The organism is Acinetobacter legionensis, assembly GCF_048551735.1.
Classification (GTDB): domain Bacteria; phylum Pseudomonadota; class Gammaproteobacteria; order Pseudomonadales; family Moraxellaceae; genus Acinetobacter.
The window spans coordinates 78,855-102,212 of the sequence record NZ_JBIMBV010000001.1; the positions used below are offsets into that span (position 1 = coordinate 78,855).

The window sequence follows — 23,358 nt, forward strand, 5'->3', positions numbered from 1 at the left end:
TATTTTTACATCAGGTTTAAAATCTTATGCAGATTTTTTAGCTTGATCTACAGAAGCAAGCATATGGCCTGTTTCTTCAAAGTTATAGTGCCAAGAAAGTGCTTCACGAAGAATATGAGGTGTTTGACCACCCTTTTCACATGCACGATCAAAGTAATCATTCAATGCATCACGATACATTGGGTGAGCACAGTTGTTGATGACTGCACGAGCACGTTCACGGGGTGCTAATCCACGTAAGTCAGCAAGACCTTGCTCAGTCACAAGAATATCTACATCATGCTCAGCATGGTCGATATGTGAAGCAAATGGGACAACAGAAGAGATGTCGCCACCTTTTGCAATCGATTTGGTCACGAAGATTGCTAAATGTGCATTACGTGCGAAATCACCAGAACCCCCAATACCATTCATCATCTTGGTACCGCAAACATGTGTCGAATTTACGTTGCCATAAATATCGAACTCAAGCGCGGTATTGATACCAATGATGCCTAAGCGACGAACCAATTCAGGATGGTTTGAAATTTCTTGTGGACGGAGAACCAATTTGTCTTTGTACTGTTCAAGGTTGTTAAATACTTTTTCACCATATTTAGCAGAAAGAGTAATTGAAGAACCTGAAGCAAACTTCATTTTACCCGCATCAATCAACTCGAAAGTACAGTCTTGAAGTACTTCTGAATACATCACTAAATCTTCAAAGTTAGAATCTTTAAGACCTGTCAATACAGCATTGGCGATTGAACCGATGCCTGCTTGTAAAGGACCAAGATTCGAAGGTAAGCGGCCTTCTTCAACTTCTTTTTCGAAGAATGCGATTAAGTGGTTCGCAATACCCTGAGTTTCGTCATCTGGTAGTGTTACAGTTGATGGAGAGTCATGATATTCGCTATTAATCACGATACCCACGATTTTTGCAGGATCAATATTGATTGCAGGTGTACCAATACGTTGCTCAACATGCGTCAATGGAATAGCTTGACGTGTTGGGCGATAGGTTGGGATGTAAATATCATGTAAGCCTTCAAAAGCAGGGCTTAAGTTGGTGTTGATTTCAACAATCACTTTTTCAGCGAAAATTGCAAAGCTTGCAGAATTACCCACAGATGTTGTTGGAATGATGCCACCATCTTCAGTAATCGCAATCGCTTCAATCACCGCAACATCAGGTTTTTTCAACTGAAGGTTACGCATTTGCTCAACAGTTTCAGACAAATGTTGATCAATGAACATCACTTCACCATTATTGATGGCTTTACGTAAAGTGTTATCGACTTGGAATGGTAAACGACGCGCAAGGACACCAGCTTCAGTTAATTGTTTGTCTAGGTCATTACCTAAACTTGCACCTGTGATTAAAGTAATCTTCAACGGATTCACTTTGGCTTGTTTTACCAGCGCTAAAGGTACAGCTTTTGCTTCACCTGCACGAGTAAATCCACTCATCCCCACAGTCATCCCATCTTGGATAAAAGTTGCAGCTTGTTCTGCGCTCATGACTTTGTCATGGAGAGATGCTAAACGAATACGATCTAAAGACATGGTTTACGCTCAATTCTTGTTCAAAACTAGACGGATTGTACCGCCCTCAAACTGAATTGTGCATGCCTCTAATGCTAAGGTCTAATTTTTTCAATAAATGCAGGTATAAATTTTGGTGATGGTTTTTAAGTTATTATTTATTAATAAAATAATGATAGCTGTTTGTTAAATAAACAAAGTTAAGTGTTGGTTTATTGAGCAATCACTAAAAGTGATCACTCAAACTTTGTTTGATTTTTTGAATTGGATTTGTAGGTATCGGTTCTTCCTCAACTTTTATTGACGTTGGTAGTGAAATGATGGCTTGTAGCCCGCCTTCAGGACGGTTGGAAATCAACAGTTCACCTTGATGAATATCGACAATTCGTTTGACAATGGCCAAACCTAAACCACTCCCTTGCACCGTACGTGCAGCATCACCACGCACAAAAGGTTGCATAAGCCCTTCAATTTGGTCTTCGGGAATTCCTTCCCCATTGTCTGCTACACAGATTTTAATATGCTCATCTTCTACAAAAGCACTGAGTTCAATTGGTTCTGCACCATAGCGTTTTGAATTGTTGATGAGATTACCAATCAAACGTTTTAACGACAGTGAGCGAGCAGTAATGACAGGTAGTTCTTGCGGCGTGAACTGAATATCTAAAGGTTTAAACTGAATGATCAGTTCTTGTAGCAAAGCATTGATATTGGTGTCTTGAAGCTCTTCATCTGAGCCATCACGCATATATGAAATAAACTGGCTTAAAATGGCATCCATATCATCGACATCATAAATCAAACCTTCTTTTAAAAAGTCATCATCAGACATCATTTCTGCGCTTAAACGGATCCGTGTCAGCGGTGTTCTTAAATCATGAGAGATACCTGCCAACATGATTTGACGATCACGTTCAGTTTGTTCCAGTGTATAGACCATATGGTTAAAGGCTTGGTTCACCTCACGAATTTCTTGAGGACCATGATTGGTTTCTAAATAAGGCGCTTTTCCTGTTTTACTGTAGTTATTTGCTGCATGTTGTAAACGACGCAATGGACGATTGAGCTGCCTTACCAATGTTAAGATGATCACTGCGGCAATCAGTGGAATACCGAGTAACCAACCTAAAATCAGTTCAGGGCTATAGTTGGCATAAGTATTCAGAGGTTCACGCACCCAATTGCCATTCATTTCAGGTGTTTGAACCCAAATACGTGGACTGGGTTTAAACTGGAAATAAACCGTCACGTCTTTGATTTTTAATTCTTCTGCAAGCTGGTTCTCAATACGATTGGTAAAAAAATCGGCAATAATTTTATCTTTTACATTTGGATATTCTTTGGGATCAGTAACATATTCTACACCTACCCGTTGCTTTAACCACTCGTCAATATCAAGTTGTATTTCGTCATGATAAATCTGCAAACGTGGATTGTTAACCATTTCAAGTTCAACTGCTAAAAAACGTGCATGTTGCTGAATTTCAGGTAAATAAAGCGTTTTCCAGAAAAACCATAATGACATAAACAGGCTAAAGAACACTACAAATACGACCAATACGGTGGTCCGCATGGCTGCCGAGCGAGGTTTGACTTTATCGAGGAAGCGTTCCCAATGTGTACGTTTCCGTTCTTTGTAGGTAACAAAGTCGGTAAATTCTTGTGGATCTATGGGTTCTAATTTCACAGGAGCATTCCAATCTGTGCGATATTCTTAATCTATTGATTTCAGTTTAAAGGATGGTAGATTTATAGCAATATTATAAGTGTTAGGCTGTCTTGGTTTAACTTGTTAGTCAATATAAATATTTGATATTTATACTTAATACGATAAGGATTATTACTATGTTGAGATCACATATCTTTTTGCAGGATATCCAAACAATAAAACATTAGCCAAGTCATAAGTAAAGCTCAGGTCTATGGAAAAGCTATCACGGCTGTAATTCTATAAAAATGGATAAAAAAATACTGGCACATTTAAAACCGAGCATGTGACCAGTATTTTTCAAGCTAGATTCATTCTATCGAATCAAAATCTATTATTCGGCACCATCTGGAACGAACACATAACCTACGCCCCAAACTGTTTGAATATAACGTGCACGTGCAGGGTTTTCTTCAATCAAACGACGTAAGCGAGACACTTGAACATCGATTGAACGCTCCATAGCACCCCATTCACGACCACGTGCTAGGTTCATTAACTTGTCACGTGTCAATGGTTCACGTGGATGCTGGACTAATGCTTTTAAGACTGCAAACTCACCTGTGGTTAATGTGACCACTTGCCCTTCACGTGTCAGGGTGCGTGTTGATAAATCTAGAGACCAAGGCCCGAAAGATACAACTTCTACATTTTGACTTGGCGCACCTGGCACTTCACGAACCTGACGACGCAGTACAGCACGAATACGTGCTAATAACTCATTTGGATTAAATGGTTTTGGCAAATAATCATCCGCACCAGCTTCTAAACCAGCAATACGGTCAGAGTCACTGCCTCGTGCAGTGAGCATGATGACAGGTGTATCTATATTTGATGAGCGTAAACGTCTACAAATACTTAAACCATCTTCTACAGGAAGCATAAAGTCTAAAACGATGAGTGAGAATAACTCACGTTGTAATAGGCGATCCATCTGCGTTGCGTCGTGGGCCGTTTTTACCACAAAGCCTTTATCTTCAAGGAAACGCTGTAAAAGGGTACGTAAACGCACATCATCATCGACCACTAAAATGCGTTCGACACGGTCAGTTTCGTTTTGTACGATATCTGTATTTTCAGCAGGTACAACCAAACTCATGATGTACTCCCTTAATGTTGTAAATTATAAATATTCGTCAATCTCAGTATACTGCCTAAGCTCTTGTTAAGACTATGTATCAAATTGCTCAAAAATACAATTTTCAGGCTGTTTTGAAACCAAAAAACAACATCTATAACGAATTGAGATGATTCTATGTTTATAAATAAAAAGATATACCATATGCAAATGAAAGTTTTATGTATTTTGGCAATATGTTTTATTTTAAGTGCATGTATTAGCCGACTTTCCAGACCTGAAATCTTAGGACAAGTGATTGACGAATTTGACCAACCAATTGCTCTAGTCCAGGTCGGTGAAGCCCAAACGGATATGCAAGGCAACTTTCGACTCAAAGAACGGCGCTATTCTGCATTTTTACTGAAAGAAATCATGTATATGGAAGCGCCACCGATATGGGTGCAAGAACGACTCAATAAACAGGGCTATCAGCAATGCTATTTAAAATATTTCAATTCACATGGCGGTGGGCAACGTAAAGGTGCGCAGTGGGACGTTGGAAAAATTATTTTACAAAGCAATTTAAATACAGCTAAGCAGGATGAAATACACGATTGCACTGTAAAAACTCAAGAAAAATGATCTTTTATCACTTTTTTCACTGCTAATTTGCAAAACAATTGTGGATTTTATGGTCTTGGTCTTTATAATCACTAACTTTTAGTCCTTATCCTTGTGGAATTAAACACGATGACTGACTTAGTTCAGCAGTTGGCAAGTGAACTTGCCGTACGTCCAAACCAAGTAGAAGCTGCCATTAAACTGATAGATGAAGGCTCTAGTGTTCCATTTATTGCACGTTACCGTAAAGAAGTAACGCAAGGCTTAGACGACATCCAATTACGCCAACTTGATACACGCCTTGTTTATCTACGTGATTTATTTGAACGCCGTGAAAAAGTAATCGAATCATTAAAAGAACAAAATAAGCTCTCTGATGACTTACTTGCTCGGGTAAATGCCGCTGAAACAAAAAATGCATTAGAAGAACTTTACGCACCGTATCGTCCAAAACGTACCAGTAAATCATTTAAAGCTAGAGAAGCGGGATTAGGGGAGTTTGCTGAGAAAATTATTGCAGAGCAAATTGATCCGACTGAAGCTTTGGCTGGTTTTAGCCATGAAGAATACCCAGATGTTGAAAGTCAATTAGACGCGATTCAACACATCATCATTGATGACTGGGCACAAAATATTTCATTAACCACAGAACTTAAATCAACATTTGCCAAAACAGCAGTGTTAAAAAGTTTGGTGGCATCTGATGAGAAAAAAGAAGTCGGTAAGAAATTCCGTGATTACTTTGATTTCTCTGAAAATTTAAATAAAGTTCCTTCACACCGTTTATTGGCAATGCTACGCGGCCGCCAAGAAAATGTATTGGGTCTTAAAGTTGATGGTGATGATCATGCACCACTTGCACGTATTGAAACTGAATACGCGCTTGAAAGTGTTCAACCACGAGCACGTCAAGATTTCTTAAAGCAAATCGCAAAACTGTTTTGGTTAGGTAAAATTCGCCCAACGATTGAACATTCTTTGTTGACTGAAAAACGCCTTGTAGCTGAATCAGAAGCAATGGACGTGTTTGCAGAAAACTTACGTCATTTATTGCTCTCTGCTCCTGCTGGTTCACGTACAACTTTAGGTGTTGACCCTGGTATTCGTACAGGGGTAAAACTGGCGGTTGTTTCTGATTCAGGTGATGTGCTTGCACATAGCACGATTTACCCATTTGCACCAAAAGAAGATAAAGCTGGCTCGATTGCTGAACTTGCACGTCTTTGTCGTGAATTTAATGTCGATTTAATTGCGATTGGCAATGGTACTGCGAGTCGTGAAACTGAAGCTGTTGTTGCAGAAATGATGGCTGCAAATGCGGATCTTACATTAACGCGTGTTTCAGTAAGTGAAGCGGGCGCATCTGTTTATTCAGCATCAGAATTGGCTTCTGCTGAACTGCCTGAGCTTGATGTTGCGATTCGTGGTGCTGTTTCAATTGCCCGCCGTTTACAAGATCCATTGGCTGAACTGGTTAAAATTGACCCTAAATCTATCGGTGTAGGTCAATATCAGCATGATGTGAATCAAACCAATTTGGCAAAAACACTGGATGCTGTTGTTGAAGATTGTGTGAATGCGGTAGGTGTAGATGTAAATACGGCCTCTCCAGCAATCTTGGGCTATATCGCAGGTTTAAATAAAGCCATTGCACAGCAAATTGTAGATTACCGGAAAGAAAATGGTCGTTTTGATAATCGTCAAGCATTGAAAAATGTACCACGTTTAGGTGAGCGCACGTTTGAGCAAGCTGCGGGTTTCTTACGTATTCAAGATGGCTCAGAACCTCTAGATGCTTCCTCTGTTCACCCTGAATCGTATGGTTTGGTCAACAAGATTGTTGAAGCAAAAGCGACTACAGTGAAAGATATCATTGGTAATACTGAAATTATTCGTCAAGTGAAAGCAGAAGATTTTGCCGACGACAAATTTGGTCTACCGACGATTCAAGATGTGTTAAGCGAGTTGGAAAAACCGGGTCGTGACCCTCGTCCAGAATTCCGTACAGCAAAATTCCGTGAAGATATCACTGAAGTCAGTCAATTGACTGAAGGGATGCAGCTTGAGGGCGTGATTACCAATGTGACTAACTTCGGTGCATTCGTCGATGTTGGTGTGCATCAAGATGGTCTAATACATATTTCAGAGCTTGCCAATGAATTTGTTTCTGATCCACATAAAGTTGTGAAACCAGGGCAAATCGTACAAGTACGTGTGTTGACTGTAGATGCTGAGCGAAATCGTGTGAATTTATCGATGCGCCCAGAAGGTTCAGAAGCACCAGCTAAAGCACCACGTCAAAAGCGTGAGTTCAATAACAATGACCAACGTGGTGAGCGTAAGCCTCAGGGTAAACGTCCACAGCAAGGTCGTCCAAACCATGATAATAAAGACAAAGCACCACGTCATGACAAGAAACCACAAGCAACTAAACCTCAAGAGAACAAAATTGGTGGTTTAGGTGCATTGTTATTACAAGCAGGGATTAAAGGGTCTAAATAAGCTATAATTTCTCAATAAAGAAACCGCCGTTAGGCGGTTTTTTTATGGATTAGACAATTGCGGAAAGATCACAATCTTTTTTAAATGGACATGCTTCCCCAACCACAAGATTTTCAAGTAGGTTCTGAATATTCTGTAATTGGATAATTTTTTCACGAATGACATTGAGTTTGTCTTTTAAAATCATATGAAATTGTTCTGCTGGAATTTCATTGACGTTGACCAAGTCTAAAATCTGTTTAATTTCAGCCAAAGTAAAGCCTAAATTTTTAGCGACCTGAATCAGTTGTAATTGCTGTAAGTCTTGTTTTGAATAATCCTTATAACCATTATTTCGTGTCAAGGGGCGGATAAGATCAAGCTTTTCATAAAAACGAATCGTATCCCGACTGAGATTTAATTGCTCTGATAATTCACCGATTAACATCACTTGCTCCAAATTTTATGTATTTGCAAGAAATACTTGACTGTGGAGTGTACTCCATCCTTTAGCTTAAGTGTGAACATATAAAGGGTGTATAAAGTGATGCAAAAGAATCAAAGCGTAGAAAAAATTGCCTTGGTGGTTGGTGCAACAGGGTTTATTGGTAAATTTCTTGTTGCACGATTACTTCAAAGCAATGATCAAGTTTTTGCCTTGTGTCGTAACCTTGATCAGCAAGAGTCAAATTTGAGAAATTGGCTAGAAAAACAAGAAATAAGTCATCAAAAATTATTCTGTATACAAGGTGATGTTACTTTACCTGCATTAGGTATTTCAGCTGAAGATTGGCAAGGGCTTGCTAAGGTGAATTATTTATTTAATACCAGTGCCTTATTTGCATGGAATCTTTCGACTCAACAGGCAAGAGAAGTCAATGTTAAGGGATTAATCAATTTGCTTGAATGCGTAAACGAACATTGCCAATTGAAACGTGCAATTCATCTTTCTGGCTATATGTTAACACTCACTCAGCACTTACAAGATGTTGGAGTCTGTTTGGAAAATATTGAGAAAACAAATTGGAAACGGGTGTACCAACAACTGGGTGCTTACGAGGCTTCTAAAATTGAAGCTCATTTTACTTGGGTGAAATATGCTCAACAGTTGAAAATTGACTGGACAGTGATCCACCCTGCAACAGTGTTAGGGGATGAAGACTCTGGTGAGATTGCTGAAAATCAACCGATTGCTCATCTGATTACCCAGCTTAAACAGGGGAAGTTGACCGCTATTCCTGCAACTCCTCAGCATTATTTACCTTTGGTTTCTGTGACAATGTTGGTCAATGCGATATGCAACGCATCACAGGATCAACTTACAATTTATCAAGATATATTGATTGCCAATCCTACTCAGATTTCTTTACAAACTCTTATTCACAATGCGGCTCACAGATTAAATCTAAAAGCACCGCAATACTTCGTCTCGCTGAACATTTTAAAATTGATTTTAAAATGGAAGTGGCTTGCTCAAAAGCTAGATCTATCTGCTGAGATGTTGGATTTCATCCGAACTGAGCAATTAAATATAGATCAGTTTTTAACATTAAATCAAAAATGGAAAATACCAGAAACCAATCTTAAGCAGACCATTGAGTTGACTGCTAAATGGGTGAGCCAGAATCATTAGATCTAGCGATAAAAATGCCCATTTCAATAAATGGGCATTCAATATTATCGTGTTGTATAACCGCCATTGGCAAAAATAGTCTGACCAGTAATCCACCAACCCTCTGTTACCAAAAAGCGTACTAAAGGCTCAATATCTTCAATCTTGGTTAAACCACCTAGTGCAGATGCAGATTTATGATAGGCCACTGCTTCAGGCGCTTCTTGACCATAAAAAAATGGCGTATCCATTGGACCCGGTGCAACAGCCGTGACGGAAATACCACGATCGCCATACTCTTTCGATGCTGCACGGGTATAGTGCTCAACAGGCGCTTTTAAGCCTTCATAGGTTGAATACAATCCTGTGTAGGCTGCTAAAAGACTGGTCACGATAGAACAAATTTTTCCACCATTATTAAGATGTTTACCCGCAGATTGGATGAAGAAATAGGCAATTTTATTGTTAATGTCATTCATTGAATCAAACTCTTGTTCAGTTGTTTCAATCAACGGTTTTTTAAGTACTCGCCCTACGGTATTAATCGCAATATCGACGCCACCGAAGATTTCTTTGGCTTTGATGAACAATGTTTCGATATTTTGAATATTGGAGAGGTCTGCTTGTATCAAAGTTGCATTAACACCTAATTGTTCAATGGCTTTGAGTGTTTCTTCTGCATCTTTTTGGGTTTCTAAGCTGTTATAGTGAATGACAAGATTTGCACCTTGTTCTGCAAACTTACGTGCGATCAGACCACCTAAATTTTTTGCTCCACCTGTAATAATGACGGTTTTATCTTTTAAACTATGCTGTTTCATTTTTATTTTCCTATCTTGATAAGTGATGATGGAATGTTAAATGCTATTTTTTATTCTAGATAGTGATTATAATCGAATAGATTGTTTGAAAAAATTGAATAATAGATGGATAAAATTGAACGTCTCAAAATTTTTTGCTTAGTTGCGGAAAAGCATTCATTTGCTCAGGTTGCTAAAGCGCTGGATTTACCACGTTCAACAATTACCTATGCAATAAAAGGCTTAGAAACAGAATATCAAGTATTGTTATTTAATCGAACAACACGAAAGGTCAATTTAACCAATGAAGGGGCTCAATTTTTTCAAGAGGTTAAACAACTGATTCTTCAGGCTGAAGGGTTGGATAAATTCAAATTAAAAAACCGTGAGTATACGGGTCAAATCAAAATTGGATTACCGTTAAGAATAGCCACAGGATATCTGATCCCTTATTTGCATGAATTTTATGAGAAGTATCCAAATATTAAAATTTCAATTCATAGTCACGATCATTATTCAGATTTAATCGAACAGCGACTAGATTGTGTGGTTCGTGTTGGAAATGTGACGAATGAAAATTTAATTGTGAGACCAATTACAAAAGTTGATTTATATACACTTGCCTCTCCAGAATATTTGCGTAAATTGACTAGCAATTTAGAAATAGGGCATTCAAATCACCATATTATGATTGGTTATCAAATGAAAAATATGGATTCAGATTTTGCAAGTCTAGTATTTGAAGATACTCAGATAAAACTTCCTTACCAACTTTTAGTTGAGGATACAGAAAGTTATTTACATGCGGGGTTGCAAGGATTGGGGGTTATTCAGATTCCAGCATTTGATGCAATTCCTTTTATAGAAAGCAAAAGATTAACTAAAATATTTGAGCAAGAATCATGCTTAAAAATACCAATCAATTTTCTTTTTTTAGAAAGGAAATATCGACCAGTATATTTTCAATTCTTTATTGATTGGCTAGAAAGTCTACTCAAACGTAAACTTTCTATTAGCTCTTAAACTTACCAATGCTCACCTGGGAACAAACGAGCATATGCTCTTTGAACAAGGTTCAATTTTTGTTGCTCACCGACAGATGCAGTTGAGCTTGGGAACAGATTGAAGCCAATTGACATTAATTTGTTATTGATTCCAGGTGCAATTGAGTAAGTAATAGAGGCTAAACGACCTAAATTTGTAGCAACTTTCTTAGGACGTTTTACAATTGCATATGCAACTAAATCAGCGGCTTGTTCTGGCGAGAGTGTTGGTACATATTTATAGATCTTAGTTGGTGCAATCATCGGGGTGCGTACTAAAGGCATATAGACTGAAGTAATGGCAATTTTATGTGAATGTACTTCCGCTGATAAGCAGCGGCTAAATGCATCCAATGCGGCTTTTGATGCAACATAAGCGGAGAAGCGAGTTGCATTTGCCAATACACCAATTGAACTGATATTAATGATGTGGCCGTCTTTACGAACCATCATTTCTGGCAAAATATTCAATACTAAACGAACTGCACCAAAGTAATTGAGTTGCATAGTACGTTCAAAATCATGGAAACGATCAACAGACTCATGCACAGCGCGCCGAATCGAACGGCCAGCGTTATTAATCAAAATATCAATATGATCAACAGAAGCAACGATCTGTTTAGATACTTCATCAATTGCGTTCATGTCATTTAAATCACAAGGGAAAATATCAGCTCGACCACCTTCAGCTTGAATTTCAGCTTGAACCTCTTTCAGTGTTTCTTCAGTACGAGAGACTAAAAGTACATGCGCACCTGCTGCTGCAAGCTTTTTTGCAACTGTTAAACCAATGCCACTAGAGGCACCTGTGATGAGTGCAATTTTACCTTGAACCTTTTTTTGAAAAAGTTGCTCTAATTTTTGATTCATAGCTATTTTCCTGAGCCTACCGACATGAACAGATGCTGTATTTTTTTGTTTCGGGTGATTGGATCTTTGTTTAAAAGATGATCACTTTTGTTGGAAGGCAATAATATACAAAAAAAATAAAAATACTAGCATTAAGTGGCTGAATTTATAAAATATTTTTAGAGTAAATACTCTATTATATTTTTACTTATTTCGTGATTTTTACCATATATAACTGAGTTTTGAAAGCAAAAAAACAAATCTATTGCATAAAATATAATCAAGTGAATTTACTTGAAAATTAAATATATTTTTAAGTAAACAGAGCTGCTTTACAACTCTGTTTATAAGGAGGATATATACAATATATTTAACCTACTTTAAGAAAAAGCAAGTTCATCATATGCTTTTTTTAATTGTTCTTTGGCTGGGGTATGACCTTGGTGAGCAGCTTGTTCAAGCCATTTTTCTGCATGGCTATAACTTCGGTCTAAACCAAGTTGTCCATTCAAGTAGCTGAGACCCATTTTATACTGAGCTTCTTGATCTCCACGTAAAGCAGCCCTTAAATAGCACCACATTGCATTACGATTTGCGATTTCATCTAAGCTTAGATTTTTGTCTTCAAAATCATGTGCTTGAGCCTTTTCGAGAGCAGCTTCAGAAGCATTCTGTTCGAATGCCCGACGAGATGTTGAATCTCCTAAAAAACGGTTAAAAATATGTACCAACATATACAACCTCCTTGCTAATCCATTAACAAAGTAAAAGAGACTGCTAATCACAAAAAAATGATTAGATATAATTAATCTAGCTGATTTTTTAGAGTTTGCAAATAGTTAAATGTAATTTGTCAATTGCGATTTTTACATATTTGTTAAAAAACACATTATTTAACAAATTATCAATTCTATTTAAAGCATAAAATTACTCACTGTAATTTTATTACATGAAGAAAACTTGCTATATTTAGGTTGTTTTGGATTTCGGATAGAATCTGTGAAACGCTCAAGTGTTTTCATCACAGTCTTGCTTAGTTTGTTTATGTTCCAAAGTCTTTGGAATGTAGCGGCGGCTTTTTGTGATCATGAAAGCACTAAGCTTCCATCACAACGTATAATTAGTCAGCATTTTGGACACCATAATGCGCCTGATTGTACCCAGGATCAACAGCAACATCCGCAGCTGTTAGATATATATGGGATAGATAAACCGATTTCTGATCAGTCAGTATCAAAACAATTACCAGCACACCAAGATGTGCGTTCCAATGATTTCCTCAATCATATAAATGATGATCATCGTGATCATTTGCCTTCTTTTGCGCATTTCATTGTGGTTGATAATCAGCAACACACAGCACAGCCTAAATTTGTAGGCTATCCTGAATCTATCTTTATTGGCTGGAATAATTTGTATCAGTCCCCTGATCTATATTTGCCCAATCCTCCCCCTCTTTCATCCCCGCTATAAGGTGGGGTAGCCGAAAATCTTGCCCACCGCTAATGGTTTAATTTAGTGGGGCATTTTCATGTCAAAAGTAATACGTAATTTAGTACAAAAAACTGCATTCGGTTTTAGGCCGTCTTTGCTCGGTGCACTGATGTTCAGTGTGATGTCATCTGTTACTTGGGCAGACAACACATCTCAAGCATTAACGTTACAACAGGCAATTGCAAAAACTGAGCAATATCAGCAGACGCAGAAGGTCTGGCAAACGCAGCAGCAAATTGCAACAGCGAACATTAAACAAGCAAAACTGTGGACAAATCCAGAGTTATCCGTATCGCAAACGGGTTTTGGTTCCAATCAAGATCAAGAGCTTTCAATTGGTGTTTCTCAACGATTGGATATTTTTGGTGAACGTAAGTCAGCACAGAGGTTGGCACAACTTTCAAAAGATCAAAGTGACTTAAATCAGCGAATTTATCAGGCTCAACTTGAATTGGCTGTGAAATACCAATGGTCACAGCTGGCGATTTTTGAATTAGAACGCAACGTGGTCCAAGAGCAGCTCAACGTCAGTGAAGAAAATCTGAATGCGATTCAGAAGCGCTATCAAGCGGGGAGTGTCGCGCAGGTTGATGTAGATCGTGCCAGACTGAGTCATGCAGAAAATGCTCGCTTATATCGTCAAGCCGATTTGCAGGTGCAAGTTGCCAAGCAGCAATTGTCCAACCTTTGGGGCGATGCTGATAAATCGATTCGTATCGGTTTAAATCCTCAATCTTTATGGCCGTCTTCGACACACCAACAGGTACAAGAATATCTCGCGGACAATCTTTTTGAAAAATCACGTCAGTTACAGGTGTTGCAAGCAAAAGCGACAGTGGCGCAATTAAAAGCTTCGGCACGGCCTAATCCGACTGTGAATTTAGGCGTGAATCGTACTCGATCACCTGAAACCTCGACTGACAATGCTTTAGTTGTGGGGGTCTCTATCCCATTGAATATTTTCAACCGCCAGCAATACGGTGTGCAAATTGCGCAAGCAAAGCAGGATTTACTTAGTAGACAACAGGAGTTTTATCTCCGCCAAAATGCTTTGCAGGTGGGAACATTATTGACTGAATTGCAAGGACTGGAAGTACAGTTTAAAGCAGTCGATGAGTCTCAGATTCCGCTTGCAGCTCAGGTTCAACGTAAAACTTTGCAGGGGTTTACTGTTGGTAAATTTGCCGTTAACGATGTGCAACTCGCAACATTACAGTTGCAAGAAGTGCGTTTGAGAAAAGTGCAATTATTGAAAGATGGCTGGCAACGTGCCATTGAAGCGGAAAGTTTGAGCCTCGGTATTGAACCAAGTCAAATCATGGCAAAAGATGCTTTAGCGCAGATCAATCAGAGTTTATGGCAGGACACACAAGCTTTACCAATTGTGGGCGGGGGAAATTAATATGCTGAATCAATTTAAATCTTTTAAACTTCAGAAAGGCAAAATTTCTCAACGCCTACTGATCATCATTACGCTTGTAATGACTGCTCTTATTGCCATGGGATTGTTCTTTTCAACCAAAAAAGGCACGAGCAAAGAAGGTGGCGAGAAAGAAGCAGAGCATGCTGAAGAAGGACATTCACATGATGAAAATGCTAAGGGAACCACCAAAGATGGTTCCGAAGAAGCGAAGCACAGTGAAGAAGAGGGTGGCGAGAAAGAGAATGCTGAAGCCATTAGTTTGACTGCTCAGCAGATCACAGAACAAGGGATTAAACTAGCTAAAGTAGAGATGGGTACTGTTACCAAATCAGCTTCTTATCCTGCAAAAGTCACAGTCAATACAGATCGTCAAGCACATGTATCACCTGCATTTAGTGGGCAGGTAGTTGCCGTGAATGTTGAATTGGGACAGCGTGTGCAAAAAGGGCAAGCGCTGGCCACTATAGTAGTGCCTGATTTGGTCGATCAGCAGGCAAACTTACAGGTTGCACAGACAAGTCTAGAGCTGGCACGTCAGGACTATGAACGAGAGCGCCAGTTATGGTCACAAGGTATTTCTGCCAAGCAGGATTATCAACGGGCTTATAATGCCTACAAACAAGCACAGATTCAGGTGCAAGCCACCAGATCACGTTTATCTGCTTTTGGTGCCTCATCAAGCAGTAATGGTCGTTATGTTATCACAGCACCAATTGCAGGCATTATCAGTAAAAAAGACTTGGTTATGGGTGAAAATGTGCAGCTTGCTAGCCAGCTATTTATCATTGATCAACTGGATCAGCTATGGCTTGAATTTATTGTACCAAGTTCAGAGTTTTCAGCGATTGCTCCAAATCAACAGCTTGAATTTAAGTCACTGCAGACGGGGAATATGTTTAAAGCACAGATTCAAAGTTTAAACAGTGAAGCTGATGTGCAGACAGGACGTTTACAAGTCCGTGCCAAAGTGTTGTCGAATGCGGCTGAATTGCGTCCGAATTTGATGGTCAACGTTCAACTACAACAGCAAGGCATTTCTCAAGCATTGCGTGTACTCAAAAGTGCTATACAGAAAGTTGAAGGAAAAGACGTAGTGTTTATTTCCAGCGAACATGATAAGAAAATCGAGTTTACTGCGCAGCCTGTTGTGTTGGGTCAGGTGTCAGGAGATGGTCTGTGGGTTGAAGTGAAAACTGGTCTGACCCAAGGCCAGCAATATGCTGGTCAGGGTAGCTTCTTGCTGAAATCTGAATTGGAAAAAGGAGAGGCGAGCCATGGGCATTAATGATTCTTCTGATTCTAAGTTAGACAGAGATGCGGATTCAGCATTACCTCAACCTGAAGGGGTGTTTGATCGACTGATTCAATTTTCGATTAAAAATGCCATTTGGGTTATGCTGTTTATTGTGGCGTGGATTGGCGTGGGGATTTACGGCTATCAAAAATTACCAATTGATGCTGTACCCGATATCACCAATACCCAAGTACAAGTGAACACACAAGCTGCTGGTTTTACCGCATTAGAAGTTGAGCAAAGGATTACCTATCCTATTGAAACTGCGATGGCAGGTTTACCCAAGCTAGAGTTGACTCGTTCCATTTCCCGTTATGGTTTATCCCAAGTGACCATTATTTTTAAAGATGGGACGGATATTTATTGGGCACGACAACAGATTAATCAACGCTTACAAGAAGCCCAAACCGAACTGCCAGATGATATTGCACCGACAATGTCTCCTGTATCGACAGGATTGGGTGAGATTTATCAGTGGGTGATCAAGGCAGAGCCGAATGCAAAAAAACCTGATGGTACGCCCTATACAGCGATGGATTTACGTGAAATTCAGGACTGGATTGTACGACCGCAGTTACAACGTGTTCCTGGTGTTGCAGAGGTCAACTCGATTGGTGGCTTTAATAAAACTTATGTGGTCACGCCTGATTTAAATCGTTTGCAACAATTACAAATCCCTGTCAGTGACCTACAAAATGCTTTAACTGGAAACAATGAAAACCGTGGTGCTGGTTTTATTGAAACCAATGGGCAGCAATTGACAGTACGTGTTCCGGGAACCTTGAACAATATTGAAGATATTCAAAATGTAAGTATAGGCAATAAAAATGGTTTTCCGATCCGAGTTGCAGATGTAGCGACTGTATCGATTGGACATGATTTACGTACAGGTGGTGCAACTTACAATGGCGAGGAAACTGTACTTGGTATCGCCATGATGATGATGGGTGAAAATAGCCGTACTGTGGCGAAATCAGTGGATGCCAAAATCAAGGAAGTTCAGCAATCTTTACCGAAAGGTATTGTGATTCAAACCGTATATGACCGGACAGCTTTGGTTGAGCGTGCGATTAGTACAGTACAGAAGAACCTTGTAGAAGGGGCGATTCTGGTTATTGTTATTCTGTTCCTATTTCTTGGTAATTTCCGTGCAGCGTTGATTACTGCATGTGTGATTCCATTATCGATGCTATTTACTTTGGCGGGTATGGCTGAGCAGAAAATTAGTGCCAATCTAATGAGCTTAGGCGCACTGGATTTCGGGATCATTGTAGATGGTGCGGTCGTTATTGTTGAAAACTGTATTCGGCGACTGGCAGAGGCACAACATGCAAAAGGCAGATTACTTTCACGGGCAGAGCGTTTTAAAGAAGTTTTTCTTGCGGCTAAACAGGCACGTCGCCCTTTAATCTTTGGTCAATTAATTATTTTGGTGGTGTACTTACCTATTTTCGCCTTGTCTGGTGTTGAAGCAAAGCTTTTTCACCCGATGGCTATGACAGTGGTATTGGCACTGGTGGGTGCAATCATTCTTTCAGTTACTTTTGTTCCTGCTGCAGTGGCTTTATTTGTTAATGGTGAAGTTAAAGAAACAGAAAGTCGCTGGATGCTGTGGTTAAAGCAAAAATATGAAAAGCTACTCAATTTAGCCTATAACTTCCGAATGTTAGTCGTCACCCTTGCGGTGAGTATTCTGTTTTTAACGGGCGTGCTTGCCACACAAATTGGTAGTGAGTTTGCACCCACCTTGAGTGAGGGCGATTTTGCAGTGCAACAAATGCGTTCGCCAAGTACTGGCCTAGAGCAGTCTTTACGTATGCAGGAGAATACTGAAAAGTTATTGCTCAAAGCGTTTCCAGAAATCAAAGCTATATTTGCCCGTACAGGGACGGCAGAGGTGGCAACAGATGTCATGCCGCCTAATATTTCCGATGCTGTGGTGCTGTTAAAGCCACGTGATGAATGGAAGAATCCAAAGCAAACAATTGATGAGCTACGTCAACGTATGATTGTATTTCTTGGTACATTACCTGGAAATAATAGTGAATTTTCTCAACCGATTGAGCTTCGTTTCAACGAATTGATTTCTGGTGTACGAAGCGATGTGGGAATCAAGATTTTTGGCGATGATATGGAGGTGTTGAATCAACAAGCCACTAAAATTGCACAACAAATCAAAGGTATTATTGGCGCAACCGCCGTCAATGTGGAACAGACTTCAGGCCTACCGCTTTTAAATGTTGAAGTGAACAAAGCTGCGGCAGCGCAGTATGGTTTGTCAGTGAGGGCGATTCAAGACTTGGTGGCGACTAGCGTTGGTGGTCAGAATGTTGGGCAAATACTACAAGGTGACCGCCGTTTCGACTTTGTGATTCGTCTGGATGATGCTCAACGTACACCTGAGCATTTGGCCGTTTTACCTATTCAAACACCAAACGGTGGTCTAATCCAACTTCAGGATGTGGCTAAAGTTGAAAATATCTTGGGTATTAATCAGGTCAGTCGTGAAAATGGTAAACGTCGTGTAGTCGTGACAGCCAATGTTGAAGGGCGTGATTTGGGCTCATTTGTCACCGAATTACAATCGACTCTGGCAAAAGAGCAAATGCCAGCGGGTTATTGGTTGAGCTATGGTGGACAGTTTGAAAACCTAACCTCTGCGAAAGCCCGTATGCAACTGGTCGTTCCACTGGCACTGATGACTATTTTTGTGCTGTTAATGGCCGTTTTCCATAACTTTAAGGAAAGTTTGTTGGTGTTTACAGGTGTGCCATTTGCGTTGTGTGGTGGTTTGATTGCACTGTGGCTTCGGGGTATACCATTGTCGATGTCTGCAGGTGTTGGCTTTATCGCGCTCTCGGGTGTAGCGGTATTAAATGGTTTGGTGATGTTGACCTTTATCAAGGAATTACGTCAACAACTCGATATTTATCAGGCCACATGGCAAGGTGCAATTTTACGATTAAGACCTGTATTGATGACTGCTTGTGTAGCATCGTTAGGTTTTGTGCCGATGGCACTGGCTACGGGGACAGGCGCTGAAGTTCAGCGGCCACTGGCAACTGTCGTGATTGGCGGCATCATGTCATCCACCTTATTGACTTTGGTGATTTTACCGGTGATTTATCGCTGGATGAATGAACGTAAAGTTAAAGCACAAACTGATGCTTGATCGTTAATTTAAAAATAACCTCACCGTTCTTCGCTTAGAACGGTGAGGTATTGAAACTCTATTTGCAGTTTATTACTAACTGGTAGGCAATACACCTAGACTGATGATGGTGTAATTTTGATTCACAGGTTGAATGGTTTTGTTAAATGCTTCACTGACTTCAACCAGATATTGCCCTGAATAAGGAAAAGTGACTGTCGCTGAACCATCTTGAGCAACTGGAACTTTTTGTGCTTGTTTATCGGTTTGCCCTTGAGCCCGGATAAGTAGTTCAGCATTTTTGAGCGCTTGTCCTGATTTTTTAATCAAGATTTGCACAGGTTGCTGTGCAGTAATGCTGTTGGGATGTGTTTTAAATTCAACTTGTATTGCTGCATCAGTGTTGTTTTGGGCTGGTGAAGTTCTTTCTTTAGAAATATAGCTTTGGATTGACCATTCTCGGTTAATGGTGATCGGTACAGGTGGTTTCTTAAAGTCAGCAGGAATCACATATTCGCGTTCAGCGATCTTACCTGCTTTTTCAGCAGGTACATCAAAAAGCATTTTCCATTCTTTATTATGTTGGACATATTTGAGTGGGAAAGACGCTTTACTGAAGATGAGATAGGTCCCAGCTTGTGGTAAGGCTAAGTCAAACACCGTCGCCGATTTTAATGTGCTTGCAGCTTCAACTTGTAACTTGCTCTGATCTGGTTGAATTACGTTGAGAGCGGTTTGTTTCATGGCATGTTCTGCATTCAGTGCTTCTTCAGCATAGGATGCAATCACTGGGATTTGTGTATTTGTGGTGTTATAGCCCAGAGGTGCAACATAGGGTTCATGCGCATAACTATAAGAGCAAAGAAGTACAGAAAGGTAGAGGTATTTTTTCATTGTCGATATTCCATTAACAGGGGTATTTTAACTGTGGAAAATAGAGTCGCCATTATATAGAAGAATTTTACTATTGATAATAATTATTATTATCAATAGTAAATAGAAAGAATATTCAATATTTTGATAAAACAAAATCAGAGGTATGAACATGAGTGAACAACAAGGGCATGATCATAGTCATGCTGTCGTCACAGAAGGAAATGTAAAAAAACTAACTTTTGCATTGGCATTAACCAGTACCTTTTTAATTGTTGAAGTGATTGCCGGTTTCATAACACAAAGCTTGGCTTTGTTGTCCGATGCAGCACATATGTTTACTGATGCAGCAGCATTGGCAATTGCATTGGTTGCCATCAAAATTGGTAAATTACCCGCAGATGATAAACGGACTTTTGGCTATCAGCGTTTTGAAATTTTAGCAGCACTGTTTAATGCCATGATGCTGTTTGTCGTTGCAATTTATATTCTCTACGAGGCGTATCGGCGTTTTAGCCAACCCCCTGAAATTCAGAGTGTCGGTATGATGATTGTGGCGGTTGTTGGGTTGGTGATTAACCTTATTTCAATGAAGATTTTATTCTCCAGTTCAAAGGAAAGCCTTAATATAAAAGGTGCTTATCTGGAAGTATTGAGTGATGCACTGGGTTCTGTGGGGGTGATCATCGGGGGCGCAATTATTTATTTCACTGGCTGGATGTGGGTGGATACGATTATTGCTGTACTCATCGGCTTTTGGGTCTTACCAAGAACATGGATTTTGCTAAAACAAAGTATCAATATTTTACTGGAAGGTGTGCCTGAGGAAATTGATATTGAAAAATTACGTAATGATCTTTTATCCGTTAAAGGTGTAGAAAGTATTCATCAACTTAAGGTTTGGGCCATTACATCTAAAAATGTGCATCTGACAGTACATTTATTTGCACCAGAAGCGGATCGAAATCAACTGTATCAACATGTTATGGAAATGCTTAGCCATCAACATGGGATTACTGAGATGACGCTACAAATTGAAGATAATGAGTGTATGGTACACTCGCATAATGAATCAGATGGGAATGATTACAGTAACGCTGATGAAACACATACAGATGAAGCAAAAAACCATTCACATTAAGGTGAATGGTTTAATTTGAACATGAGGCAAAGCTGAAGGATTAGATTTGCCACTCATGATTGCAGTCACGGCACTTCCAGCTTTTATTGGCTTGCATAAATGATTGCATTGATATTTTAAAATCGGGCAGATCACGCCAAAACATTACCCCTGCAATCACAGCTGCAATGAAGATCACGACGGTTGCAATTTGCAATGTTTGACCTGCGCCGTTGCTGAAAATCCACATCACAATACTAATGACAACCAATAACAACAAAATAAAAAGTAACGGAATCAAAAATACCAAGCTTTTTGGAACAACAGGACGTACAGCAGGTGTATTCCCGTGGGTAACAGGCAAGATTTTTCGACTTTGGCACTTTGGGCATTGGTATTGCATGGTGGCTCCACATTTATAATCTAAGCATATTCTAATCGTTCTATTTTAGAATGCAAAAAAGACTGAATTGCAGCTTAAATCAAAATTTAGACAATAAAAAACCCAAGTCACTATGCTTGGGTTTTTTACAAAGATGTCGCCATCTTGAATATGGCGTCCCTACGGGGATTCGAACCCCGGTTACCGCCGTGAAAGGGCGATGTCCTAGGCCTCTAGACGATAGGGACAAGTGAGGCAACACAGGTAAAACTTTTGGTGGAGTCAAGGAGGATCGAACTCCTGACCTCTACAATGCCATTGTAGCGCTCTACCAACTGAGCTATAACCCCCAGTCTGTGTGAGCGCAATATTAGGGATATTGCACTCACACGTCAACAGAAAATTTAATTAAGCTTCATCAACTGCATCATTTTTCGGCAATTTGATGCTTTCGTTCAGTTTTTCCCAAACTTTTGCTTCTTTTTTGCTCGGACCGCCCACGATTTCAAGTGCATGACGTAAACGGGCAAAGGTTAAATCAGGGCCAATGGTGACCATCGATTGCATCACAGGAGTAGATGATGTTGAACCTGCAATTGCGATAAAGAATGCTGGCATGAAATCACGGAGTTTGATTTCCATTTGATTCGCCAAATCCATCAAGGTTTGGCTCACAGTATCGTTGTTCCATGTAAATAAGCTTTCTAAACGCCAAATTGCAAATTGTAAACTTTGACGAACTTGTTCTTCAGTCAGCTTTTTGCTGTCAAATTGTTCTTTGGTCAATGTTGGGAATTGGTTGAAGTAAAAACCAGCCCAATTTACCGCTTCAGACAGTAAGTTAATACGTGGCTGAATGGCAGCAGCAATATCTTCTAGCGTTTGGCGATCAGATTTCCACGTCAGAAGTGTATTTAACAGTTCAGCAGGGCTGAGTGCCTTAATCCATTGTCCATTTAGCCAGTTTAATTTTTCAACATCAAAAATTGGACCACCCAAAGACACACGCTGGATATCAAAGTGTTCAATCATTTCAGCCAAAGAGAATTTCTCTCTTTCATCTGGCATTGACCAACCCATACGGCCTAAATAGTTCAGTAAGGCTTCAGGTAGCACACCGATGTCTTTGTAGTAGTTGATTGAGGTTGGATTTTTACGTTTAGACAATTTTGACTTGTCTGGGTTACGCAACAATGGCATATGGCACAACGTTGGCATGTCCCAACCAAAATATTGGTAGAGCAACTGGTGTTTTGGTGCAGATGGAATCCATTCTTCACCACGAATCACATGGGTGATTTCCATTAAATGGTCATCGACTACATTGGCTAAATGATAAGTTGGCAAACCATCTGTTTTGAGTAGAATTTGCATGTCGACTTGCGCCCAAGGAATCTCCACTTCACCACGAAGTAAGTCATTGAATTGGCAAACGCCTTCTTCAGGGACTTTCATACGGATCACATGGGCTTCACCCGCAGCCAAACGCTGTTGTACCTCTTCTGGAGAAAGCTTTAAGCCACGACCGTCATAACCAGGGGTTTCACCACGGGCTTGTTGTTCAGCACGCATTTGATCAAGCTCTTCCGCTGTTGCGAAACAGTAAAAGGCATGCCCTTTTTCAACAAGTTCTAATGCATATTGTTTATAGATTCCCATTCGCTCAGATTGGCGATAAGGAGCATGAGGTCCGCCGATATCAGGCCCTTCTGACCAGTTTAAACCTAACCAACGCAGTGAATCTAAAATCATTTTTTCAGATTCAGGTGTTGAACGGAGTTGGTCGGTATCTTCAATACGAAGAATAAATTCGCCACCATGTTGTTGTGCAAAACATAAGTTAAACAAGGCAATATAGGCAGTGCCCACATGTGGAAAACCAGTTGGAGAGGGTGCGATACGAGTACGGACTTTCATAACTAA

Annotated in this window: 19 protein-coding genes and 2 tRNA genes; 9 read left to right on the forward strand and 12 right to left on the reverse strand. The window is 39.8% G+C overall.

The features are described from left to right. Positions 1–24: 24 nt before the first annotated feature. The 3 genes from scpC to ompR form a co-directional block, all read right to left on the reverse strand. Positions 25–1,545, reverse strand: coding sequence for a succinyl-CoA:acetate CoA-transferase ScpC (scpC, locus tag ACG9ZL_RS00365; protein ID WP_336953664.1), 1,521 nt, complete (start codon positions 1,543–1,545; stop codon positions 25–27). A gap of 205 nt (positions 1,546–1,750) precedes the next feature. Next, complete coding sequence (locus ACG9ZL_RS00370; RefSeq protein ID WP_336953665.1) at positions 1,751–3,211, reverse strand: ATP-binding protein; 1,461 nt, start codon at positions 3,209–3,211, stop codon at positions 1,751–1,753. A 355-nt stretch (positions 3,212–3,566) separates the two neighbouring features. Next, positions 3,567–4,331 (reverse strand): osmolarity response regulator transcription factor OmpR, encoded by a 765-nt coding sequence (ompR, locus tag ACG9ZL_RS00375; protein ID WP_004816610.1) that lies wholly within the window; start codon positions 4,329–4,331, stop codon positions 3,567–3,569. A gap of 183 nt (positions 4,332–4,514) precedes the next feature. Between ompR and ACG9ZL_RS00380 the strand changes: the two genes are divergently transcribed. Together ACG9ZL_RS00380 and ACG9ZL_RS00385 are read left to right on the forward strand one after the other, a co-directional pair. Beyond that, positions 4,515–4,934: a carboxypeptidase regulatory-like domain-containing protein gene (locus ACG9ZL_RS00380; RefSeq protein ID WP_336953666.1), complete on the forward strand. Its 420-nt coding sequence runs from the start codon at positions 4,515–4,517 to the stop codon at positions 4,932–4,934. Positions 4,935–5,042: 108 nt separating this feature from the next. Then, positions 5,043–7,415, forward strand: coding sequence for a Tex family protein (locus tag ACG9ZL_RS00385; RefSeq protein WP_419327991.1), 2,373 nt, complete (start codon positions 5,043–5,045; stop codon positions 7,413–7,415). 49 nt (positions 7,416–7,464) lie between these two features. Here ACG9ZL_RS00385 and ACG9ZL_RS00390 read toward each other — a convergent pair whose 3' ends face one another. Further along, positions 7,465–7,842, reverse strand: coding sequence for a MerR family transcriptional regulator (locus ACG9ZL_RS00390; protein WP_419358704.1), 378 nt, complete (start codon positions 7,840–7,842; stop codon positions 7,465–7,467). Positions 7,843–7,941: 99 nt separating this feature from the next. Here ACG9ZL_RS00390 and ACG9ZL_RS00395 point away from each other — a divergent pair, with 99 nt between their 5' ends. Then, the gene (locus tag ACG9ZL_RS00395; RefSeq protein WP_419358705.1) at positions 7,942–9,027 is read left to right on the forward strand and encodes an SDR family oxidoreductase; all 1,086 of its coding nucleotides are present in this window, start codon (positions 7,942–7,944) and stop codon (positions 9,025–9,027) included. Positions 9,028–9,071: 44 nt separating this feature from the next. On the opposite strand, the gene ACG9ZL_RS00400 is transcribed toward ACG9ZL_RS00395, so the two are convergent. Beyond that, positions 9,072–9,827: an SDR family oxidoreductase gene (locus ACG9ZL_RS00400; protein ID WP_336953670.1), complete on the reverse strand. Its 756-nt coding sequence runs from the start codon at positions 9,825–9,827 to the stop codon at positions 9,072–9,074. A 105-nt stretch (positions 9,828–9,932) separates the two neighbouring features. Here ACG9ZL_RS00400 and ACG9ZL_RS00405 point away from each other — a divergent pair, with 105 nt between their 5' ends. Further along, the gene (locus ACG9ZL_RS00405; protein ID WP_419358707.1) at positions 9,933–10,829 is read left to right on the forward strand and encodes a LysR family transcriptional regulator; all 897 of its coding nucleotides are present in this window, start codon (positions 9,933–9,935) and stop codon (positions 10,827–10,829) included. 2 nt (positions 10,830–10,831) lie between these two features. On the opposite strand, the gene ACG9ZL_RS00410 is transcribed toward ACG9ZL_RS00405, so the two are convergent. After that, positions 10,832–11,719, reverse strand: a complete 888-nt coding sequence (locus ACG9ZL_RS00410) for an SDR family NAD(P)-dependent oxidoreductase (RefSeq protein ID WP_336953672.1) — start codon at positions 11,717–11,719, stop codon at positions 10,832–10,834. Positions 11,720–12,078: 359 nt separating this feature from the next. Continuing rightward, positions 12,079–12,432 carry an SEL1-like repeat protein gene (locus ACG9ZL_RS00415; RefSeq protein ID WP_336953673.1) on the reverse strand — a complete coding sequence of 118 codons (354 nt, stop codon included), beginning with the start codon at positions 12,430–12,432 and terminating at the stop codon, positions 12,079–12,081. A 265-nt stretch (positions 12,433–12,697) separates the two neighbouring features. Here ACG9ZL_RS00415 and ACG9ZL_RS00420 point away from each other — a divergent pair, with 265 nt between their 5' ends. Genes ACG9ZL_RS00420 through ACG9ZL_RS00435 form a run of 4 tightly spaced genes read left to right on the forward strand, consistent with a single transcriptional unit; the run spans position 12,698 to position 19,081 of the window. Then, positions 12,698–13,171, forward strand: coding sequence for a cation transporter (locus ACG9ZL_RS00420; RefSeq protein WP_336953674.1), 474 nt, complete (start codon positions 12,698–12,700; stop codon positions 13,169–13,171). Between the two features lie 58 nt (positions 13,172–13,229). Next, the gene (locus ACG9ZL_RS00425; protein ID WP_336953675.1) at positions 13,230–14,594 is read left to right on the forward strand and encodes a TolC family protein; all 1,365 of its coding nucleotides are present in this window, start codon (positions 13,230–13,232) and stop codon (positions 14,592–14,594) included. Position 14,595: 1 nt separating this feature from the next. After that, positions 14,596–15,900, forward strand: a complete 1,305-nt coding sequence (locus ACG9ZL_RS00430) for an efflux RND transporter periplasmic adaptor subunit (protein ID WP_419358709.1) — start codon at positions 14,596–14,598, stop codon at positions 15,898–15,900. After that, entirely contained in the window at positions 15,890–19,081 is a 3,192-nt protein-coding gene (locus ACG9ZL_RS00435; RefSeq protein ID WP_419358711.1) for an efflux RND transporter permease subunit, read from the forward strand. Before ACG9ZL_RS00430 ends, ACG9ZL_RS00435 begins: the two co-directional genes overlap by 11 nt. 75 nt (positions 19,082–19,156) lie before the next feature. On the opposite strand, the gene ACG9ZL_RS00440 is transcribed toward ACG9ZL_RS00435, so the two are convergent. Continuing rightward, the gene (locus ACG9ZL_RS00440) at positions 19,157–19,954 is read right to left on the reverse strand and encodes a DUF4198 domain-containing protein (RefSeq protein ID WP_336953678.1); all 798 of its coding nucleotides are present in this window, start codon (positions 19,952–19,954) and stop codon (positions 19,157–19,159) included. A gap of 151 nt (positions 19,955–20,105) precedes the next feature. Between ACG9ZL_RS00440 and ACG9ZL_RS00445 the strand changes: the two genes are divergently transcribed. Next, entirely contained in the window at positions 20,106–21,074 is a 969-nt protein-coding gene (locus ACG9ZL_RS00445) for a cation diffusion facilitator family transporter (RefSeq protein ID WP_419358712.1), read from the forward strand. Positions 21,075–21,114: 40 nt separating this feature from the next. Here the strand turns inward: ACG9ZL_RS00445 and ACG9ZL_RS00450 are convergent, their stop codons facing one another. The 4 genes from ACG9ZL_RS00450 to gltX form a co-directional block, all read right to left on the reverse strand. Next, positions 21,115–21,456 carry a hypothetical protein gene (locus ACG9ZL_RS00450; protein WP_419327981.1) on the reverse strand — a complete coding sequence of 114 codons (342 nt, stop codon included), beginning with the start codon at positions 21,454–21,456 and terminating at the stop codon, positions 21,115–21,117. A gap of 151 nt (positions 21,457–21,607) precedes the next feature. Continuing rightward, positions 21,608–21,683: transfer RNA gene (locus ACG9ZL_RS00455), tRNA-Glu, on the reverse strand. 26 nt (positions 21,684–21,709) lie between these two features. Beyond that, positions 21,710–21,785 (reverse strand) — tRNA-Ala (locus ACG9ZL_RS00460). 58 nt (positions 21,786–21,843) lie between these two features. Beyond that, entirely contained in the window at positions 21,844–23,352 is a 1,509-nt protein-coding gene (gltX, locus tag ACG9ZL_RS00465; RefSeq protein WP_419358713.1) for a glutamate--tRNA ligase, read from the reverse strand. Positions 23,353–23,358: the final 6 nt, after the last annotated feature.

Excerpts from the sequence above, each read along its gene's own strand:
- scpC (WP_336953664.1), bottom strand. The coding sequence starts at position 1,545 with ATGTCTTTAGATCGTATTCGTTTAGCATCTCTCCATGACAAAGTCATG.
- ompR (WP_004816610.1), bottom strand. The coding sequence starts at position 4,331 with ATGAGTTTGGTTGTACCTGCTGAAAATACAGATATCGTACAAAACGAA.
- ACG9ZL_RS00380 (WP_336953666.1), top strand. The coding sequence starts at position 4,515 with ATGCAAATGAAAGTTTTATGTATTTTGGCAATATGTTTTATTTTAAGT.
- ACG9ZL_RS00385 (WP_419327991.1), top strand. The coding sequence starts at position 5,043 with ATGACTGACTTAGTTCAGCAGTTGGCAAGTGAACTTGCCGTACGTCCA.
- ACG9ZL_RS00390 (WP_419358704.1), bottom strand. The coding sequence starts at position 7,842 with ATGTTAATCGGTGAATTATCAGAGCAATTAAATCTCAGTCGGGATACG.
- ACG9ZL_RS00395 (WP_419358705.1), top strand. The coding sequence starts at position 7,942 with ATGCAAAAGAATCAAAGCGTAGAAAAAATTGCCTTGGTGGTTGGTGCA.
- ACG9ZL_RS00400 (WP_336953670.1), bottom strand. The coding sequence starts at position 9,827 with ATGAAACAGCATAGTTTAAAAGATAAAACCGTCATTATTACAGGTGGA.
- ACG9ZL_RS00405 (WP_419358707.1), top strand. The coding sequence starts at position 9,933 with ATGGATAAAATTGAACGTCTCAAAATTTTTTGCTTAGTTGCGGAAAAG.
- ACG9ZL_RS00410 (WP_336953672.1), bottom strand. The coding sequence starts at position 11,719 with ATGAATCAAAAATTAGAGCAACTTTTTCAAAAAAAGGTTCAAGGTAAA.
- ACG9ZL_RS00415 (WP_336953673.1), bottom strand. The coding sequence starts at position 12,432 with ATGTTGGTACATATTTTTAACCGTTTTTTAGGAGATTCAACATCTCGT.
- ACG9ZL_RS00425 (WP_336953675.1), top strand. The coding sequence starts at position 13,230 with ATGTCAAAAGTAATACGTAATTTAGTACAAAAAACTGCATTCGGTTTT.
- ACG9ZL_RS00430 (WP_419358709.1), top strand. The coding sequence starts at position 14,596 with ATGCTGAATCAATTTAAATCTTTTAAACTTCAGAAAGGCAAAATTTCT.
- ACG9ZL_RS00435 (WP_419358711.1), top strand. The coding sequence starts at position 15,890 with ATGGGCATTAATGATTCTTCTGATTCTAAGTTAGACAGAGATGCGGAT.
- ACG9ZL_RS00440 (WP_336953678.1), bottom strand. The coding sequence starts at position 19,954 with ATGAAAAAATACCTCTACCTTTCTGTACTTCTTTGCTCTTATAGTTAT.
- ACG9ZL_RS00445 (WP_419358712.1), top strand. The coding sequence starts at position 20,106 with ATGAGTGAACAACAAGGGCATGATCATAGTCATGCTGTCGTCACAGAA.
- ACG9ZL_RS00450 (WP_419327981.1), bottom strand. The coding sequence starts at position 21,456 with ATGCAATACCAATGCCCAAAGTGCCAAAGTCGAAAAATCTTGCCTGTT.
- gltX (WP_419358713.1), bottom strand. The coding sequence starts at position 23,352 with ATGAAAGTCCGTACTCGTATCGCACCCTCTCCAACTGGTTTTCCACAT.